This window comes from Psychroserpens damuponensis (assembly GCF_000826655.1).
GTDB classification, from domain to species: domain Bacteria; phylum Bacteroidota; class Bacteroidia; order Flavobacteriales; family Flavobacteriaceae; genus Psychroserpens; species Psychroserpens damuponensis.
Window position 1 is genome coordinate 67776 of sequence record NZ_JXJO01000001.1, and the last position, 19749, is coordinate 87524.

Annotated in this window: 17 protein-coding genes; 11 read left to right on the plus strand and 6 right to left on the minus strand. The window is 32.2% G+C overall.

Translation table 11 applies throughout. From position 1 onward, the window contains the following. Nucleotides 1-69: 69 nt before the first annotated feature. Nucleotides 70-1401, minus strand: a complete 1332-nt coding sequence (mtaB, locus tag TD29_RS00285; protein WP_040278071.1) for a tRNA (N(6)-L-threonylcarbamoyladenosine(37)-C(2))-methylthiotransferase MtaB — start codon at nt 1399-1401, stop codon at nt 70-72. An 84-nt stretch (nt 1402-1485) separates the two neighbouring features. Further along, on the minus strand, nt 1486-2382 hold the full coding sequence (locus TD29_RS00290) for a T9SS type A sorting domain-containing protein (RefSeq protein WP_040278072.1): 897 nt from the start codon (nt 2380-2382) through the stop codon (nt 1486-1488). A 343-nt stretch (nt 2383-2725) separates the two neighbouring features. Between TD29_RS00290 and TD29_RS00295 the strand changes: the two genes are divergently transcribed. The 3 genes from TD29_RS00295 to TD29_RS00305 are packed head-to-tail and all read left to right on the plus strand — an operon-like array spanning nt 2726 to nt 7291. Then, nucleotides 2726-3877, plus strand: a complete 1152-nt coding sequence (locus TD29_RS00295; protein WP_040278242.1) for an ATP-binding cassette domain-containing protein — start codon at nt 2726-2728, stop codon at nt 3875-3877. 12 nt (nt 3878-3889) lie between these two features. Further along, entirely contained in the window at nt 3890-5674 is a 1785-nt protein-coding gene (locus TD29_RS17745; RefSeq protein ID WP_052466911.1) for a hypothetical protein, read from the plus strand. 3 nt (nt 5675-5677) lie between these two features. Then, on the plus strand, nt 5678-7291 hold the full coding sequence (locus TD29_RS00305) for an ABC transporter substrate-binding protein (RefSeq protein WP_040278073.1): 1614 nt from the start codon (nt 5678-5680) through the stop codon (nt 7289-7291). Here TD29_RS00305 and TD29_RS00310 read toward each other — a convergent pair. The 3 genes from TD29_RS00310 to TD29_RS00320 form a co-directional block, all read right to left on the minus strand. Further along, nucleotides 7278-8177, minus strand: a complete 900-nt coding sequence (locus TD29_RS00310) for a TolB family protein (protein WP_084203357.1) — start codon at nt 8175-8177, stop codon at nt 7278-7280. The genes TD29_RS00305 and TD29_RS00310 overlap by 14 nt on opposite strands. An 18-nt stretch (nt 8178-8195) precedes the next feature. Continuing rightward, nucleotides 8196-9371, minus strand: a complete 1176-nt coding sequence (locus TD29_RS00315) for a GlmU family protein (RefSeq protein WP_040278074.1) — start codon at nt 9369-9371, stop codon at nt 8196-8198. Nucleotides 9372-9517: 146 nt separating this feature from the next. Continuing rightward, nucleotides 9518-9769, minus strand: coding sequence for a type B 50S ribosomal protein L31 (locus tag TD29_RS00320; RefSeq protein ID WP_040278075.1), 252 nt, complete (start codon nt 9767-9769; stop codon nt 9518-9520). A gap of 175 nt (nt 9770-9944) precedes the next feature. Here TD29_RS00320 and TD29_RS00325 point away from each other — a divergent pair, with 175 nt between their 5' ends. The 7 genes from TD29_RS00325 (at nt 9945) to TD29_RS00355 (ending at nt 16959) form a co-directional block, all read left to right on the plus strand. Beyond that, nucleotides 9945-10460, plus strand: a complete 516-nt coding sequence (locus TD29_RS00325) for a DUF4199 domain-containing protein (RefSeq protein WP_040278076.1) — start codon at nt 9945-9947, stop codon at nt 10458-10460. A 58-nt stretch (nt 10461-10518) separates the two neighbouring features. Continuing rightward, complete coding sequence (locus TD29_RS00330; RefSeq protein ID WP_040278078.1) at nt 10519-11466, plus strand: glycosyltransferase family 2 protein; 948 nt, start codon at nt 10519-10521, stop codon at nt 11464-11466. Nucleotides 11467-11562: 96 nt separating this feature from the next. Continuing rightward, a complete protein-coding gene (locus tag TD29_RS00335) occupies nt 11563-13293 on the plus strand; it encodes a phospho-sugar mutase (RefSeq protein WP_040278079.1) in 1731 nt (576 codons plus the stop codon). Beyond that, nucleotides 13293-15131, plus strand: a complete 1839-nt coding sequence (locus TD29_RS00340) for an ABC transporter ATP-binding protein (protein WP_040278080.1) — start codon at nt 13293-13295, stop codon at nt 15129-15131. The genes TD29_RS00335 and TD29_RS00340 overlap by 1 nt, the downstream gene beginning before the upstream one ends. 300 nt (nt 15132-15431) lie before the next feature. Beyond that, entirely contained in the window at nt 15432-15974 is a 543-nt protein-coding gene (locus TD29_RS00345) for an RNA polymerase sigma factor (RefSeq protein WP_040278246.1), read from the plus strand. A gap of 30 nt (nt 15975-16004) precedes the next feature. Continuing rightward, nucleotides 16005-16505, plus strand: coding sequence for a hypothetical protein (locus TD29_RS00350; RefSeq protein ID WP_040278082.1), 501 nt, complete (start codon nt 16005-16007; stop codon nt 16503-16505). A 4-nt stretch (nt 16506-16509) separates the two neighbouring features. After that, complete coding sequence (locus tag TD29_RS00355; RefSeq protein ID WP_040278084.1) at nt 16510-16959, plus strand: hypothetical protein; 450 nt, start codon at nt 16510-16512, stop codon at nt 16957-16959. A 27-nt stretch (nt 16960-16986) separates the two neighbouring features. On the opposite strand, the gene TD29_RS00360 is transcribed toward TD29_RS00355, so the two are convergent. Next, nucleotides 16987-18099 carry a WD40/YVTN/BNR-like repeat-containing protein gene (locus TD29_RS00360; protein WP_040278085.1) on the minus strand — a complete coding sequence of 371 codons (1113 nt, stop codon included), beginning with the start codon at nt 18097-18099 and terminating at the stop codon, nt 16987-16989. Nucleotides 18100-18534: 435 nt separating this feature from the next. Between TD29_RS00360 and TD29_RS00370 the strand changes: the two genes are divergently transcribed. Beyond that, the gene (locus TD29_RS00370; RefSeq protein ID WP_040278087.1) at nt 18535-19746 is read left to right on the plus strand and encodes an RsmB/NOP family class I SAM-dependent RNA methyltransferase; all 1212 of its coding nucleotides are present in this window, start codon (nt 18535-18537) and stop codon (nt 19744-19746) included. The last annotated feature ends 3 nt before the right edge of the window (nt 19747-19749 follow it).

A 19749-nucleotide genomic window follows, 5' to 3' on the forward strand; every position in this document is an offset into this window, starting at 1 on the left:
TTTATGCAACAAACCTTTTATAATCTAAGATACACAAGCACTACACTTTGTATTTAGATAGTATATACTTTAAATAGTATGGGCTTTTTGAAAATTAAATCTAACCAATCCATCTTCATCAATTTTGGTAAGTTTAACAGCTTGAAGTGTATTCACTAATTCTGGATCCCAAGGTGTTTTTACCTTGACATAATTCTCAGTAAATCCATGAATATATCCTTCTTTATTCTCGCTTTCAAAGAGCACTGTTCTTGAGCTTTCTAATTGGCTCTCATAAAATGCTCTTCTTTTTTTTACTGAAAGTCCTCGTAACATTTTACTACGTTTGGCTCTTACTTTTTTAGGTACAACACCATCAAGAGTAGCTGCGACAGTATTGTCACGCTCAGAATATGTAAATACATGCAAATAGGAGATATCCAACTCATTTAAAAAGTTATAAGTTTCTAAAAACAACTCATCGGTTTCTCCCGGAAAACCAACAATTACATCTACACCAATACAAGCGTGTGGCATAACTTCTTTAATTTTATGTACACGATCTACATATAATTCTTTCATATAACGACGACGCATTAGCTTTAACATCTCATTGGTTCCACTTTGTAAAGGAATATGGAAATGAGGCACAAAAGCGTCACTTTTAGACACAAAGTCTATCGTTTCATTTTTCAATAGGTTTGGCTCAATAGATGAGATTCGTAAACGCTCTATACCGTTAACTTTATCTAAAGCTTGCACAAGTTCATAAAATGTGTGTTCATGCTTTTTGTTGCCGAATTCACCTTTTCCGTAGTCACCAATATTGACGCCTGTAAGCACAATCTCTTTAATATTTTTTGCTGAAATTGCTCTTGCATTCTCCAAAACATTCTCTAAAGTATCACTTCTAGAAATACCTCGCGCTAAAGGAATTGTACAATAGGTACATTTATAATCACATCCATCTTGTACTTTTAAAAAGGCACGTGTACGATCTCCAATGGAGTAGCTTCCAACATAAAAATCGGCATCTTCTATTTCACAACTATGTATTTCTCCCAAATCATTTTTTGAAAGATCATTGAGGTAGTCTGTAATTTTAAATTTTTCGGTTGCTCCCAAAACTAGATCCACACCATCAACATCTGCTAATTCTTGAGGTTTTAATTGCGCATAGCACCCAATTGCTGTCACAAACGCTTCAGGGTTTACCTTTTGCGCTTGTTTAACGATTGATTTAAAACGCTTGTCTGCATTTTCGGTAACAGAGCACGTATTAATCACATAAATGTCTGCTTTTTCCTTAAAGTCCACACGATCAAAACCTTCCGAAGAAAAATTTCGTGCAATCGTAGAAGTTTCGGAGAAATTGAGCTTACAACCCAATGTATAAAATGCAACGGTTTTTTTTGAGTTCATTCGTATTGTGGATGAGCCTGCAAATTTAACAAAAAAAGAGTGCCTAAAAAAGCACTCTTTGGTATTGTAAAAATTATTTAAACTTTAATTTTTAGTGAATCGTTTGGTAATTGTACCATTATCTGTTGATATTTTAAGAAGATACATACCTGTATTTAAATTAGAAATATCTAATTGAGAACTATTAGTGTTTCTAGAAACAGATTGACCTAGCACAGAAAAAATTTCAGTATTAAAATCACCAATTGACGCAGGCATATCTAGATGAAGTGTGTTTTTTGCTGGATTAGGAAAAAGAGATACTGTTTCTAAAGCAAACTCATCTACACTTAAAGTACTTCCTTCTATTGTGAAGGCTGTTGAACTAAATGTTAAACCTAATGCTGTTAATTGTGTCCAAGATGTCGCTCCGGCACCAAACAAGTCTGACGGGTCAATTAAATGAGCTTCAGACAGCGTACCATCTGTAGCACTATACCAATTCCATCTTGACGTACCATCAATACTTGGAACATAAGGAGCTACTACAAGCCAATAAGTACCTGCTGTTAATGTTAAACTTGATCCTGATGCTGCAGCAACATCAATCTCAAAAGCAAAACCTCCTAATCCATCATTTATTATGGTTAAAGCTGGACTTGCTGGATCTAAGTTAATAATTTCTAATAAACCAGTACCTGTTGATGTTGGATCAGAACTTGGAACACCTGCAGCATCAGTATAAATAAATACATCTAAACCAGTAATTATAGTTTCTAAGTCTCCATCATTTTGAAAACCAAAAGCGGTGATAACTTCAATATTATAAGTGTTATCAAGATTAAAATCATCTGCAGAATATACAGAAACGCCATCTGTAGCGTAATTACCAGTCACAATTCCATTTGTCCCAGCAATAGGCTGATCATAGATCACAGTTTGTGCGCTTACAAGAAAGCCTGTTAAAATAAATAAGTAAGTAAATAAGTAGTTTTTTTGCATAATAATTGAGTTTTGATTAATTATGATCTAAATATATAATATTTATCTTACAAAATACACCTCTCAGTATCTTAAATGCGTTATTTAACATACTCAAAAAAAACAAAGCTAAAACACCTAAATATTTTAACTACAAAAGTGCAGCACAATATCAAAAAAAACATATAATTAGCCAATTGGACATATATAGTTTCTTTACCCTCAAAAATCTAATTATATTTACTTGTTTCTAATTTAGAGCTAGTAAATTCTTATCAATATTAAAGATGTCATCATCTATTTGCTTTCTCAACTTTAACACCTGATGACAAACTCAGGTTTTAAATCAATAATTTATAATTGTATGTCTCAAGCAGAAGCTAGAATTAAAGAAGTTATTTCTTTTCTCAACAATAAAGATACGGTACTTGGGTATCGCAAACTCATGGATTGTGTCATCGATACTCAAGATTTGGATTTGTATAGAGAAGTCATTGCGTTGACCGATTGGAAAGAACAATATCCAGAGAAAGAAGAAGAGTTAATTAAGCGATCACTTACTATTTTAGAACGGGTTGCAAAGATTCCAATTTCAGAATATAACACAAAAAACCCAGTAGTTATTGGTCGTGATTTGATTAAGAGTTATGGCTATAATAGGTTTAAGCTTGGTCCAATATCTGTAAAAATTCACAAAGGAGAAGTTTATGGTTTGGTGGGAGAAAATGGAAATGGTAAAACAACGCTATTACGTGTTTTAGCTAAAGAAATTAAACATAACGAAGGTGAGTTAAATTTTAAGTTTGACACAACTTACGCCTCAGAGTATGATTTGAGAACCAATTTAGTTTACATACCTCAACGTACCCAAAAATGGTATGGTAGCTTAAAAGACAACCTCAAATTTGTATTGTCTAATTATGGAATTCCGCCAGAAGAAAACGAAACAAGAGTTTTAATGATGATTGCTCGTTTTGGTTTATGGAATTACAAACACCTTAAATGGAGTGAATTGTCTTCTGGTTATAAAATGCGTTTTGAGTTAGCTAGGACACTACTTCGTCAACCAGAATTATTACTCCTTGATGAACCGCTTGCCAATCTCGATGTACTAGCACAACAAGTGATTTTAGAAGACTTAAAATCTATGTGTAACTCCATAAATAACCCAATTGCTCTAATTTTAAGTTCACAGCAATTGTATGAGGTTGAGAAAATTTCTGATAAAGTTATTTACCTTAAAGACGGACAGTATAAAGACAACAAACAAGTAGTTACTGATGAAGACAACCAACTTATTGTAGAAATTGATTGCGAAGCCAAACGAGATGAACTCATGGCTATTTTTGAGCATTTAAATCTCGAAAAACTTATTTATAATGGCGGATTGTATGTAGCATACTTTAATGAAAGCACTCCATTTTCTTCAGTTTTAGAATCGCTTGGTAAACACAAAGTTGATGTTACTTATACTAGAAATATTACTAAATCTACTAGACGATTCTTCGTTTCTTAATCTTGCTTCAACATGAAAAAATTTATATATAAAACAAACCAATATTTACTTGAGCGCTATCCTACAATTTGGAATACAAAATTGGTTTGGATGCTCTCATTAGCTTTTATTTTGCATTTACTATTTTTTGTATTTGGCTTATTTACACTTGCCAATCCTAAAATGCTCCAGGAACGACATGTTAAAAGCATATTTTTTGAAAATGGATCCATCTTTTTATCTATCGTTATTTCCATTTTATTGATTGTTGCTTGGGTCATCTACATGTTTAAAAATAATGCATTTAAAAACTTTTACCCATCAACTAGGCTAAAATTATTTGGGCAATTTATCTCCTATCTCGTCATTATTTTTAGTTGTACGACATTCTATATATCATATCAATACGGAATGAAAACTCAAATTGCTACTACTTATCCTGATGAGCAGATCACTAAAGAAATTGAAATTGCTAATGATGCGGCATTATTTCTCTCTGAAGATATTGAAAACTACACCTTAAACAAACGTAGGTTTCCTAAACCTTTTTATGAGCTATACTGCGAGAATAACTCAAAGTTTATTGATTACAATAAATCATATCTTTCTTTTGAAGATGATGATTATCAATACTATTCTCTTCGTACCGAAGAAACCTCTATTAACGAACCTTATACTAGCAGAGTTATTGAGAGCCCAAATGAATTTAATCAAAATACAGGTTATGTATTTAATAAAACGGTAGATTCTATTAGAATATACTATTTTAAAGACTCTGTTGTTAATATGCAAGGCTTAGTTAAAACGGCTTTTCCTAGTTATTATAATATGTCTTCTACTTTTTTTGTTTCTAGAAATGACACACTAATAGATGATGATTACACCTATGATTATAATTATAATGATTACTCAACTTATGAGTATAACTATACAACATCATTCTCAATAAGAGACCGCTTAAGAAATAAACGCAACTATGAACTTTTAGAACGAAACGATAAGCAAGAAATTAATCAACTTTTAGAAGACTTTTTAAAATTTTCAAATTATTACAAAATTGATCATAACTTAACAGCCTCTAATTGGATGAACTTAATATATCATCCCAATAATTTTGAAGTCAAAAACTTTATTAGAGATGACGCTAAAAGCGAATTTGATTACCCAGAAGTCATTGCAGTTGATAGAACCAAAACTGAAGAGTTTTATTACAACAACCTCACAGACTTTCATTATGAAAACAGTGCGCTTCGTAATGTATTTGAAAACATAGAAGACATTAAAGCAAGTGATCCCTTAAAAAGTATTCATATATTTATGTGGATAGCCTTTTTTATTGCTACCATAATATTTATGTTTAGAGTCACTGGACTCAAACCATTACTATTTAGTATTATATCTGTTGGTGTACTTACCTTATTAATATCGCTCATTGCTGCATTAGTCTTTTATATTATAGACTACAATGATGGTTCAGAGTATTTTATGGTATACCTTATTTTTGCTATTGCCACTTTAATTTTAATAACCCCTTTTGCTTTTTACAAAAGCCTCAAAAAGCTCATCGTTGCCATTACTTTAAATATTTCTATGGTAGGATTTCCGTTATACATTTTACTTATAGTTTCTATTATTAGCATGCATCAAAGGGATGCTTGTAATTATCATTTAGATTATTACAATACCTATACTGATTGCCCAACATTATTAACTTCAATAGAATTTGGTTGGAGCTGGGTTATATTTTTCTCCGGAATTATATTCATCTTCTTCTATACCAAAATCATCAAAAACTGGAAATCTCTTCCCGAAGGTTAACCTATGCTCCATAATTATAAATACATATTAATATCACTTTTGACTTTCATTTTCTTGTCCTGCGGAAATGAAACAACAACACCAACTGATCATCTTGTTTTTAGATATAACGAACATAAAAACATAGGCTCATTAGATCCTGCCTTTGCAAAAGACAATGCAGATAATTGGGCCATCAATCAACTTTTTAATGGCTTGGTGCAAATGGATGAAAATCTCAATGTACAACCATGTATTGCAAAAGATTGGACCATTTCACAAGACGCACTCACCTACTCTTTTTCATTACGCGATGATGTCAAGTTTCATAAACATATACGCTTCGGAAATGACTCTACTAGAACAGTTGTTGCTTCAGATTTTGTATACAGTCTCAACCGTTTATTAGACAAAAAATTAGCATCTCCTGGACGATGGACACTCAACAAAGTAGACACCTTTAAAGCTGTTAACGACACCTTGTTTCAAGTCACATTAAAACAACCCTTTCCTGCATTTCTAGGTTTATTAACTATGAAGTATTGCTCAGTAGTGCCAAAAGAAATTGTGGAGCATTATAATTCAGACTTTAGATCAAACCCAATTGGCACAGGACCATTTAAATTTAAACGATGGGAAGAAAATTTAAAGCTCGTTTTCCGAAGACATGATGAGTATTTTGAAATTGATACTCATGGCAAGCAATTACCATATCTAGAAGCTGTTGCTATTACATTTTTACCAGACAAGCAGAGTGAATTTTTACAATTTGCACAAGGCAATATAGATTTTGTATCTGGCTTAGACGCCTCGTACAAAGATGAGATTTTAACGGCTACAGGATCGCTGCGTGACAGTTATGCTAAAGATGTAAAAATGATAAGAGGTCCTTATCTAAACACAGAGTATTTAGCTTTTTTTATGGATTCTGAAGTTTCAGAAATGCAATCACAAATCTTACGTCAAGCTATTAATTACGGCTTTGACAAGCAAAAAATGATGACCTATTTACGTAACGGTATTGGGATTGCTGCGCATGGAGGTTTTATTCCAAAGGGATTACCAGGCTACAACGCATCTATAGGTTTTGCATTTGAGCCAGAAAAAGCCAAACAACTTGTAAAGCAATTTAAACAAGAAACGGGAATTTCAAATCCTGAAATTACAATCACTACAACCAGTAATTATTTAAGTTTTTGTGAGTACATACAACGAGAGCTTCAAAAAATTGGCATTGTTGTTAATGTTGATGTTATACCTGCAGCCACTTTAAAAGATGCTAAAGCTAATGGTAAATTAAACATGTTTAGAGCAAGTTGGGTTGCAGATTATCCAGATGCAGAAAACTACTTGTCATTATTTTCTAGTAAAAATTTCGCGCCTAATGGTCCAAATTATACACATTTCCGAAGTGAACAATTTGATGCTTGGTATCAAGAAGCATTTACAATCACCGATACAAAGCAACGTGAGGCACTTTATACAAAAATGGATAGTTTAGTCATGTCACAAACTCCTATTGTGCCTTTATTTTATGATGAAGTGGTACGCTTTACACGAAAAAATGTTAATGGTTTGGGCATCAACCCAATTAATATGCTGGATTTAAAACGTGTTAAAAAATCTAGTCTAAAGTAAAGTAGTAAATATCATCATCGCCTTCTCCCTTTGGTCGTCTTGATGAAAAATAACCTCGTTTACCATCTTCATGTATGATGTAGCAAAAATCATCACTCCTACTATTAATAGGTTGTTGTAAATTTATTGGCTCTGTCGTTTCTGGATCCCCATTTAAATCATAACTATAAATATCCAATCCTCCTACACCTCCTACACGATCTGAAGCAAAGTATAATACATTGTCTTTACTCACAAAAGGGAACATATCTTTTCTAGGCGAATTAATTTTTTTACCTAAATTTTCAACTTTGCCATACTCACCATTTCCTAAAATTTTCACTTTAAATAAATCGGTTTGGCCATGAGCTCCATCTGCATTTGATGTAAAATACATGGTAGATCCATCTGGACTCAACGTCGCGTGTCCATAATTATAGTTCGGTTTACAAAAAGGTAAAGGTTCAAAATTAGTCCAACCACGACCTTCAACATATTCACCTCTTTGAATATTGAGATTGATAGATTTTAATTTTCTTTTGTACGATTTACCGCGTTTCATGAAGTTAGTTGTAATGTACATGTATTTACCATCATTACTAAAACCTGCACTTGAGGTATTAAAAACGAATTTCTCAGACTTATTAAACTGTTTCGGGTTAATAATTTCTCCCTCTTTGGTCATTTGACCTTCAAACATGGTAAAGATTAATCGTTTATCATTATCTCGTCTTGCTCTATTTCTATTATCTAACATATATGATGTATAATAGACTTTATCACCATTATAGAATACAACTCCATATTGACTTTTATCATCATTAAGCTCTAGGTTTTTAATGCTATAGGTTTGGGCAAACCCAAAATTTAATGCCAATAATAACAGTATAAGACTAATAAATTTCATGTTTTATGTAATTTAAGGTTAACTTTTTCTCCATTTTTGAGTTTCCTCAAAAACGTGTTCTAATATATTTTTATCGACATCAGTAAACGCGATACCTCTACGTTTCATAACGACTTCAGCAACTTCAAACGCTTTTTTAGTTAAATATGTTGTAAAGCCTGAACTTCCTCCCCAAGAAAAACTTGGTATAAAATTTCTAGGAAATCCGCTTCCAAAGATATTAGCACTAACTCCAACAACTGTACCAGTATTAAACATGGTATTGATGCCACATTTACTGTGATCTCCCATCATAAGTCCACAAAATTGCAATCCGGTTTTTGCAAAACCTTCGGTTTGATAATCCCAAAGTCTTACTTCGGCATAGTTATTTTTAAGATTAGAATTATTAGTATCTGCACCAAGGTTACACCATTCTCCCAATACTGAATTCCCTAAAAACCCATCATGGCCTTTATTTGAATACCCAAAAATGACTGAGTTATTAACTTCTCCACCCACTTTACTATGAGGTCCAACTGTAGTTGGTCCATAAATTTTAGCCCCTAACTTTATTGTGGCGTGCTCACAAAGCGCTAAAGGACCTCTAATGATACTGCCTTCCATAACTTCGGCATCTTTACCAATATAAATTGGACCAGTAGTAGCGTTTAACGTAGCAAACTTTAGTGTAGCACCTTCTTCTATAAATATATGTTCATCACCAAGAACATTACATGTGCTTGGAATAGGTTGTGAGGTTCTATCTTGAGTTAATACATCAAAATCTGCTTGGATAGCATCTCCATTTTTTGCAAAAATATCCCAAGTATGCTCTATTTTTAAAACGGATTCATTAAACTCAATAGCTTCATAGGTTTCAAAATTGACTTCGTCTTGCGAGTCTTTTGTAAAAAACGCAATCACATCTTCACCAGAGAACACAGCTTGATTTTCTTGCAAGCCTTTAATAATTGCAACTAACTTAGCATTAGGCAAAAATGAAGCATTAATCATTACGTTTTGATCAAGCTCAACCATTGGGTATTTTTCAGACAAATACTCTTCTGTAATAGTAGTTGTAGTACATCCTAAATGTTTCTCCCATTTTTCTCTAATGGTAAGGATTCCAACTCTTATATCTGCAACAGGTCTCGTATATGTAAAAGGCAAAAGATTATGACGTGATGGTCCATCAAAAAGAATATAGTTCATAACAATATGAGTCGTTTGAAGTTTAAAGTTAATTGTAAAGTTCTAACTTAAAAGTTTGATTAAGTATCAAATGTAGATTAATTATAGAAAACAAAAAAGCCTTCGAGAAAAATCCTGAAGGCTTTGTTACTATATAAATTCTAAGCTTATTTTTTAAACTTAGCGTATTTGTTTTTGAATTTATCAATACGACCAGCCGTATCTACTAATTTAGACTTACCAGTGTAAAATGGGTGAGATGTTCTAGAGATTTCTAATTTAACTACTGGGTATTCAACACCATCAACGTCAATTGTTTCACTAGTCTCAGCAGTAGATTTAGTTAAAAAAACGTCATCGTTAGACATGTCTTTAAATGCTACTAATCTATAATTTTCTGGATGTATTCCTTTTCTCATCGCTTTATGCTTTAAAATTCCTTACTATTTTGGAGGTGCAAATTTAAGTAATTTTTGTAAATTACCAATAAATTATTTTCTTTTTTTAATTCTATTTTATTCCGAAGAAAATTGTAACATTTCAAAACAAATATATACTAACCAAACATATTAACTAATTAATCAACTAAAATTTATGGAAACTCAACCAATTACAGCAGGAAAATTTGGAATTAATTACGGCATTATATTAGGTGTTGTAATGATTGCTATTTCAGTAATTACTTACGTTACAGGTATGGCATTAGAAGGTGTTCAATGGCCAAATTACTTATACTACATTATATTTCCTGTGGTTATATTTTATGCCATTAGCAAATACAAATCACACAATGCCAACACACTAACCTTAGGCAACGCTATTAAATTAGGTGTAATTATTGGTGTGATAAGCGCTATAGCTTATATCGTTTACTTTTTAATATTTAATTATGTAATTGATCCAGAATTTATGTCTCAATTATCAGAAGTAGCAGAAGAAAACATGCTCGCTCAAAACCCAAATATGACACAAGATCAAATAGATCAAGGAATGAAATTTGTTGAAATGTTTCAAAGCCCAGGAATTATTAGTGCATTCTGGATAGGTATGAGTGCACTTTTTGGACTAATTTGGTCTTTAATAGCAGGATTAGTAATGAAAAGTAAATAATCTATTGAGCTTAAATAAATTCATTATTTTTGAGGTATTAAATTTTCAAAATTACTAAATGAATATATCAGTAGTCATACCACTACTTAACGAACAAGAATCAATAACAGAATTACACGATTGGATTGCAAAAGTCATGCAGTCCAATCGTTTTTCATATGAAATCATTTTTATTGATGATGGTAGTACCGATGATTCTTGGGCAACCATAATGACATTATCTCAAAAAAACGAGAGTGTTAAAGGCATTCGTTTTCTTAAAAACTTCGGAAAATCACAAGCCTTACACGCAGGATTTGCAAAGGCAGAAGGTGATGTTATCATTACTATGGATGCAGATTTGCAAGATAATCCAGAAGAAATCCCAGAACTCTACAACATGATTGTTATAGATAAGTTTGACCTCGTCTCTGGATGGAAAAAGAAACGCTACGATTCTGTCCTTTCTAAAAACTTACCTTCAAAACTATTTAATTGGGCAGCACGACGAACTTCTGGTGTTACATTGAATGATTTTAATTGCGGACTAAAAGCCTACAGTAACAACGTTGTTAAGAATATTGATGTTAATGGAGAAATGCATCGCTATATTCCTGTGCTTGCCAAAAATGCAGGATTTACTAAAATTGGTGAAAAAGTAGTGCTACATCAAGCTAGAAAATATGGTGAAACTAAATTTGGAATGGATCGTTTTATCAATGGATTTCTTGATTTAATTACCATTTGGTTTTTATCACGCTTCGGAAAACGGCCAATGCACCTTTTTGGTGCTTTAGGCGTATTTATGTTTGCTATCGGCTTTGTATTTGCGATGTATTTAGGTATTGATAAATTAATTCTAAATCAAACTGGCCGACTCATTACTGAGCGTCCTCAATTTTATATCGCATTAACTACCATGATTTTAGGATCTCAGTTTTTTGTAGCAGGATTTTTAGGCGAACTTATTTTACGTTCTAAACGCAATAGCAGTCGCTATTTAATCAAACAAGAACTTAATTTTTAAAATCGAAATTATTTTTTAATTGCTAAGCTCTAAAAATTATTGAATTCCGTATTTTTACCTAGAAACCATTTTGATTTTTTATTATAAACAATTCTCATGACACACATCGAACCACAACTATTAGAACGTGTAAACTCTTGGCTTTCGCCAACCTTTGACCAAGACACACAAAACACTATCAAAGATCTAATCGCCAACGATACAAACACCCTCAAAGAAAGTTTTTACAAAGACGCAGAGTTTGGAACAGGTGGCATGCGTGGTATTATGGGAGTTGGCACCAACCGAATTAATAAATATACCTTAGGAAAAAATACCCAAGGCTTGAGTAATTATATGAAAACTCAATTTCCTTCGGAAACATTAAAAGTTGCCATTGCGTACGATTGTAGACACAATAGTAAATCATTAGCAAAAGTGGTTGCTGATGTGTTTTCTGCAAACGGAATACAAGTCTATCTTTTTGAAGATTTACGCGCTACACCAGAGTTATCATTTGCTGTCAAACATTTAAATTGTCATTGTGGCATTGTGTTAACAGCATCTCACAATCCTCCAGAATATAATGGTTATAAAGTATATTGGCAAGATGGCGGACAATTAGTACCACCTCAAGATGCCGAATTAATTTCAGTAATAAATGGTTTAGAATATTCAGAAATAAACTTTAAAGCCAATAATAATCTTATTCAATATATAGGTGAAGATATTGATGATATATTTATTACTGAATCTGTAAAAAACGGAAGCTTTAATACTTCCGAAGAAGCTAGAAAACAATTAAACATTGTATTTACTTCGCTTCATGGCACATCAATTACAGCAGTACCAGAAACCTTAAAACGTGCAGGTTACACCAACGTAAACATTGTTGAAGAGCAACGCGAACCTAATGGTGATTTTCCAACCGTTGTATCTCCAAACCCTGAAGAGCCAGAAGCCTTAAAAATGGCCATTGAGTTAGCAGATAAAGTTGATGGTGATATTGTTATTGGTACAGATCCAGATTGCGATAGACTAGGTGTTGTGGTAAGAGATTTAGACAACAAACTTGTTATATTAAATGGTAACCAAGCCATGTTATTAATGACAGATTTTCTTTTAAAACAATGGAAAACTGACAATAAAATTAACGGAAATCAATTTATAGCAAGCACAATCGTATCTACACCTATGTTGCCAGTTTTAGCAAAATCATATGATGTAGATTGCAAAATTGTATTAACAGGTTTTAAATGGATTGCTAAATTAATACATGATTTCCCAAAACTAGATTTTATTGGTGGTGGAGAAGAAAGTTTCGGTTTTATGGTTGGTGACTTTGTAAGAGATAAAGACGCAGTAACCTCTACCCTTTTAGCATGTGAAATAGCAGCTCAAGCAAAATCAAAAGGCAGCAGTGTTTATGAAGAATTAATAAAATTATATGTAGAACATGGTATTTATAAAGAACGCCTGGTGTCATTAACTAAAAAAGGTATTGAAGGTGCTCAAGAAATCAAACAAATGATGATTGATGCTCGTGAAAACCCTTTAAAAGTGGTTAACAACTCTAAAGTAGTTTTAATTGAAGACTATCAACTATCTACATCTAAAAACCCTATAACAGGAGATACGACTGCTATAGATATTCCTAAATCTAATGTATTAATTTACCATACAGAAGATGGAAGCAAAATTGCTCTACGACCTAGTGGAACAGAACCAAAAATTAAATTTTACATAAGTGTTAACACAACACTTGACAATGTGTCTGCATTTAAAGAAACGGAACAACAATTGGAAGCTAAGATTGATGCCATTTTAAAAGACATGAAACTTAGTTAATGAATTACTTTAAGCAAATACTTGGTTTTGCGAGACCTTATAAAAAATTCGCCATATTAAATATTATCTGCAATATATTTTATGCATTATTTAGCGCCTTATCTTTTATTGCGTTAATACCAATGTTAGATGTTTTATTTCCAACATCTCAACCAAATGTAAAGCAAGAAGCAATTACAAAACCTGTATGGACAGGTATTGGAAACACAATGGATTTTTTTAAAGACACCATGAGTTATCAAGTTAATGAGTATGCTTTAAATGATCCTTCAAAAGCTTTAATTCTAGTAATTGGCTTGGTTATTATTCTATTCTTTTTAAAAAACATCTCTAATTATTTAGCAATGTTTTTCATTACATTTTTAAGAAATGGTGTATTAAAAGATTTAAGAAATGCCATATTTGACAAAATTACTAAGCTTCCTATCGCTTTCTTTTCAGAAAAAAGAAAAGGAGATACTATTGCAAGAATATCTAATGATGTACAAGAAATTCAAGGCTCATTTTTATCAATATTAGAACTCATCGTTAGAGAACCTCTTACCATTATTTTTACCATCATAATGATGTTATTAATTAGTCCTCAACTTACCTTATTTGTATTTATTTTTATTCCATTATCTGGATTTATAATTTCTAGAATTGGAAAATCATTAAAAAAGAAATCAGATCGCGTACAAAGAGAACAAGGTAATTTCTTATCTATTGTTGAAGAAACTTTAGGCGGATTAAAAGTAATTAAAGGCTTTAATGGAGAAAGTTCGTTTTATAATAAATTTAAAGCATCTACATACCGCTTTTTCAATTTCTCAAATAAATTATTGAATCGCCAAAATTTTGCCTCTCCTACAAGTGAGTTTTTAGGTATCACAGTAATTTCTATTTTACTTTGGTATGGTGGACGAATGGTGCTTATTGAAGGGACGTTAGATGCCAGTTCTTTTATTGCTTACATGGGACTTGCGTATAACATTTTAACACCAGCCAAATCAATAAGTAAAGCCAGTTACAGTGTTAAAAAAGGTAATGCTGCTGCAGAACGTGTTTTAGAAATTCTCAATACACCTTCTACTCTAGAAGACAAACCAAATGCGGTTGTAAAACCTAATTTTACTTCGGAAATTGGCATCAATAACATTTCGTTTAAATATGAAGATGATTTAGTCTTAAAAAACTTTTCTATAAAAGTCCCTAAAGGAAAAAGTGTGGCGCTCGTTGGTCAATCGGGAAGTGGGAAATCAACCATCGCTAATCTCGTAACTCGTTTTTATGATGTTACCGACGGTTCAATTTCTATTGATGGTCAAGACATAAGAGACATCACTAAACATTCATTAAGAAATTTAATGGGATTAGTAACTCAAGATTCTATATTGTTCAATGATTCTATCAAAAACAATATGCTTTTAGGAAAAGAAAATGCAACAGATGAAGAAATCATTGAAGCTCTAAAAGTAGCTAACGCTTGGGAGTTTGTTAAAGACCTCTCTAATGGTATTGAAACCAATATTGGAGATTCTGGCGGTAAATTATCTGGCGGACAACAACAACGCCTTAGTATTGCAAGAGCCGTTTTAAAAAATCCTCCAATTATGATTCTCGATGAAGCAACCTCAGCACTTGATACCGAAAGTGAACGTCTCGTGCAAGATGCATTAGAAAAAATGATGGTAAATAGAACCTCTATCATCATTGCGCATCGTTTATCAACCATTCAAAATGCAGATGAAATTATCGTCATGAATAAAGGAGAAATTGCTGAGCAAGGAACGCACAGCGAACTCATCGCTAAAAAAGGGGTTTATAAAAAACTAGTAGATATGCAGAGTTTTGAATAAATAGATATTTCCGAAGTAAAATAAAACCATATTTAAATATAAAAAAGGATGCTAATGAGGTAGCATCCTTTTTTGTTTAATTACCATATTTGGGGAAAAAGGTAATAGAAAGTAGGTTAAACTTAAACAAATTTAATCCAAATTATCATACAAAACAAAAAAAATATGCATTTCATCGTTATTTTTTACACTTTATCGATATTTATGAATTTAATCTACTGATTTACAACTATTTATAAAAAATATTTTGTTCCATTAAACTTTATGTACATTAATGCGTCTAAAATAAAAACGTTTTTATTGGATAACGAGCAACAGTTTATACAACAACTTACGCAACCTGCTACAAAAGACACAGCCTATAAAGAACTCTTAACACTTTATAAAGAGCGCTTATATTGGCATATACGTCATATTGTAAAATCCCATGACGACGCAGATGATGTATTACAAAATACGTTTATAAAGGTTTATAAAAACCTAGATAATTTTAAAGGTGATAGCAAATTATTTTCATGGATGTACCGTATTGCAACTAACGAATCTATAACACATCTTAATAAAAATGCTAAACGTTTAAAATTTTCTTCGGAAGAATTACAACAAAATGCCATTAATAATTTAACAGCAGATGTCTATTTTGAAGGTGATGAGATACAACTCAAATTACAAAAAGCAATTGCTACATTGCCAGAAAAACAGCAACTCGTTTTTAACATGAGATATTTTCAGGATATTAAATATAAAGACATGTCTGATATTTTAGAAACAAGTGAAGGCGCTTTAAAGGCATCGTATCATATTGCAGCCAAAAAAATTGAAGCCTATTTAACTCAAGATTAAACTAATGATAAACTTTTGAGTCTTATACATATGAAACAAAAAAAATTAGACGATATCAACACTTCAGGATTTAAAGTGCCTAAAGATTACTTTTCACAAGTTGAAGAGCAAATACTTAGTGACACACCTTTAAAAAACAAGGTTGAGCACTCTGGTTTTGATATTCCAGATTCTTATTTTGACACTTTAGAAGAACGCATCTTTGAATCATTAGATACAACACAAGACACAAAAGTTATTCCTCTTATTAATTGGAAAAAAGTAATCTATGGTTCTGCTATAGCTGCTTCATTAGTATTAATGTTTAATGTTTTTTATAATGCTTCGGAAGAATTAACGTTTGACTCGCTTGACCTTGCTTCTATTGAAGATTATATAGCCGATGAAAATTTTACCAGTTATGAATTATCTCAGCTTTTAACTTATGAAGAGCTTAGTAATGACAATTTTTTAGAATCAGAAATCACCCAAGATCAATTAAAAGACTATTTATTAAATAGTTCTAATATTGAAGATCTTATTATAGAATAACCATATGAAAAAAACAATTTTAACACTCATAGTTTGCATTATTACGCTCACAGCATTTTCACAAAACAAAGGTAAACGAGAGCGCTTTAAAGCTTTAAAAATAGCCTACATCACAGAGCGATTAGAACTCAATGAAACCGAAGCACAAAAATTTTGGCCTATTTACAATGCCTATGAAAAAGAAAAAGATATGCTACGTCACACAGAAAAAGAAAAACGACGTAATATAAAATTAGAATCACTTACTGAAACCGAAGCTAAAACTGCTCTTAAAGATTTTATAGCTTTTGAAAAAGAACAGCACAATCTCAAAGCAGATCTATTTGAAAGCTTGTTAACAGCAATACCTGCAAAAAAAATTATTCTACTTAAAATTGCTGAAGAACAATTTAAAAGACAAATGCTAGAAGAGTTTCAAAAAAGAAAAGAAAAGCATAAAAAAAATACACCTTAAAACAAAAGAAGCCCTAAGGCTTCTTTTTTATTTCCTAAATGTGAGTTTAGCAATTCTTTTATCTCCTGCAGCATAGGCAACACTATCATTTAAAAATCTTATAGTATAAAAACTTTCGTCACTTAAATGTGTCCATGAATCTCCAGCATCATCAGAGTAATCAATTCCTTTAAAACCTAATGCAACTAACTTTTGAGCCTTAGATTCTGGCACATACTGTACACAACTTCTATAACCCGGACTTTCATTTTGAGCCACTAATTGCCATGTCTTACCACCATCTCTAGTTCTCATCTTATTGGCAGTATTTTCTTCTGGTTTTGTATAATCACCACCAATAGCGAAACCGTTTTTAATATCGTAAAAAGCTATAGAATAAATACCTTCTGTGTCTTTATCTTTAACAATTGGTGTATTGTAAATTGACCATGTTAGACCTTTATCATCAGAAAAATATAGTCTTCCAGCTGTTGTTGCTACCCAAGTATGATCACCCACAATAGCAATATTAGTATCACTAGCTGCAAAAGCGCCTTCTCCTTCTATACCTTTTGGTAATTGATCACAAGTTAATTTTGCCCATGTATTACCACCATCTCTTGTAATGATTACAGACAAGCAACCGTCTATGCTATCACCAATAGCAATACCTTCTTCGTCATTCCAAAACTCCATAGCATCATAAAACACGTTTGGATGATGTTCTTCATATAAAAACGGTCTAATCTCATCATCTATGGCAGAAAACATAATTGCAGGATTCCCAATGGTTAATGCAAAAAATGTATTTTTCGTTTTAGCGACAGATCTAAAATTGGCTACCGAATCTTTACCAAAATTTAGTCCATAAAATATATCACACCTCAACTCCTCCTCTTGATTATAATCTAAATTTAAACCCTTTGATTCATAAATAAACCCTACATCACCTTTTGAGGTCGCAAAAATCCCTGTGCCTGCCTTATCAACTTCTAAAGCTCTAACATTTAAAGTAGAATCCTGCATTAAAATTTCGATTTCAAGCTTAGGAATCTTACTTGCAACAGCTTCGTATTTAAATGTATTAGCTCTAAATAAACCGCAACTTCCCAGTCCTATTATCAATATAGGTCCCAATACAATAACCAATAGTCTTTTCATAACATGAAATTTGAAGTGTGTGTCTAAAAATAGAAAAGCTCCATGACATAATCATTAAGCTTTTCAAAAAAAACAAAAATACACTATCAATCAAACTTCATTTTTAAGCGCCTTAACATCTATAATTAATTGTGCCATAGATGCTCTATTAAGCCTATTATACATACCTAATGTCTCTATTTTTACGTATGTGAAAAAAGTTTTCTGTGTGCAGAAAATTATCAATTCTTTCAGGTTCTCCAATATCATTTTCAATAAAATATTAAGCGCTACCAAGTACATAAATAGCATTCTTATCTCCAACGACCAAATGCCATTTGTTATCAATAACCCCATTTTTTTTAAGCATAATACTTCTTTTCAGAAGATAACATTTTTTAGAGTCTTCTATATATACCAACTTTTAATGTACCTTTGCATGCTTAATTTTTTATAATGCGTCTACACAGAAATTTATGTTTTGCAGTCATCGATGGATTAACACTAATCCTTAACGAAGGCAAATATGCCGATAAAGTCATTCAACAACTTCTAAAACGTGACAAGCGTTGGGGAAGTAGAGATCGTGGCTTTGTTGCAGAAACCACTTACGATATTGTTAGATGGAAACGTTTGTACACTGAAATTGCAGAAGTTAAAGCCCCTTATGATCGTGAGAATATTTGGCGCATATTTGCAGTTTGGGCTACTTTAAGAGGTATTAAATTACCCGATTGGAGCTATTTTGAAAATACACCAACGCGTAAAATAAAAGGACGTTTTGACGAATTATCTAATACCCGAAAATTTAAAGAATCTATTCCTGATTGGCTAGATGAATTAGGTGTCAAAGAATTAGGTGAATCTATTTGGACCAAAGAAATTGCTGCTCTAAACGAACAAGCAGATGTTGTTTTAAGAGTTAACACACTTAATACTACAAAAGAAAAATTACAAGCATTACTATTTGATGATGGCATAGAAACCGAAAGCATCAAAGGATATGCAAACGCACTTAAACTTAAGGAAAGAGCAAACGTATTTCAAACTGAAGCATTCAAAAAAGGCTATTTTGAAGTGCAAGATGCCTCATCGCAATTAGTTGCAGAATTTTTAGATGTAAAACCTGGAATGCGAGTTGTTGATACTTGTGCAGGAGCTGGAGGAAAAACACTTCACCTAGCTACTTTAATGGAAAACAAGGGACAAATCATTGCTTTAGATATTTATGCTAACAAATTACATGAACTTAAACGCAGAGCTAAGCGTAATGGTGCTTGGAATATAGAAACACGACCTATAGAATCTACCAAGGTTATTAAAAAACTATACGACAAAGCAGACCGCGTTTTAATTGATGCACCATGTTCTGGATTAGGTGTGTTACGACGTAATCCTGATGCAAAATGGAAATTACAACCAGAATTCATTGATAACATCAAAATCACACAACAAGAGATTTTACAACAATACTCTAGAATGGTAAAAACAGGTGGACAACTAGTATATGCAACGTGTTCTATTTTACCTTCTGAAAACAAAGCGCAGGTTGACCTATTTTTAACATCTGAGTTAGGAAAAGACTTTACTTTTGTTAAAGACAAAAGTATTTTGTCTCATAAAACTGGTTTTGATGGTTTTTATATGGCATTACTAGAAAAGAAATAAAAA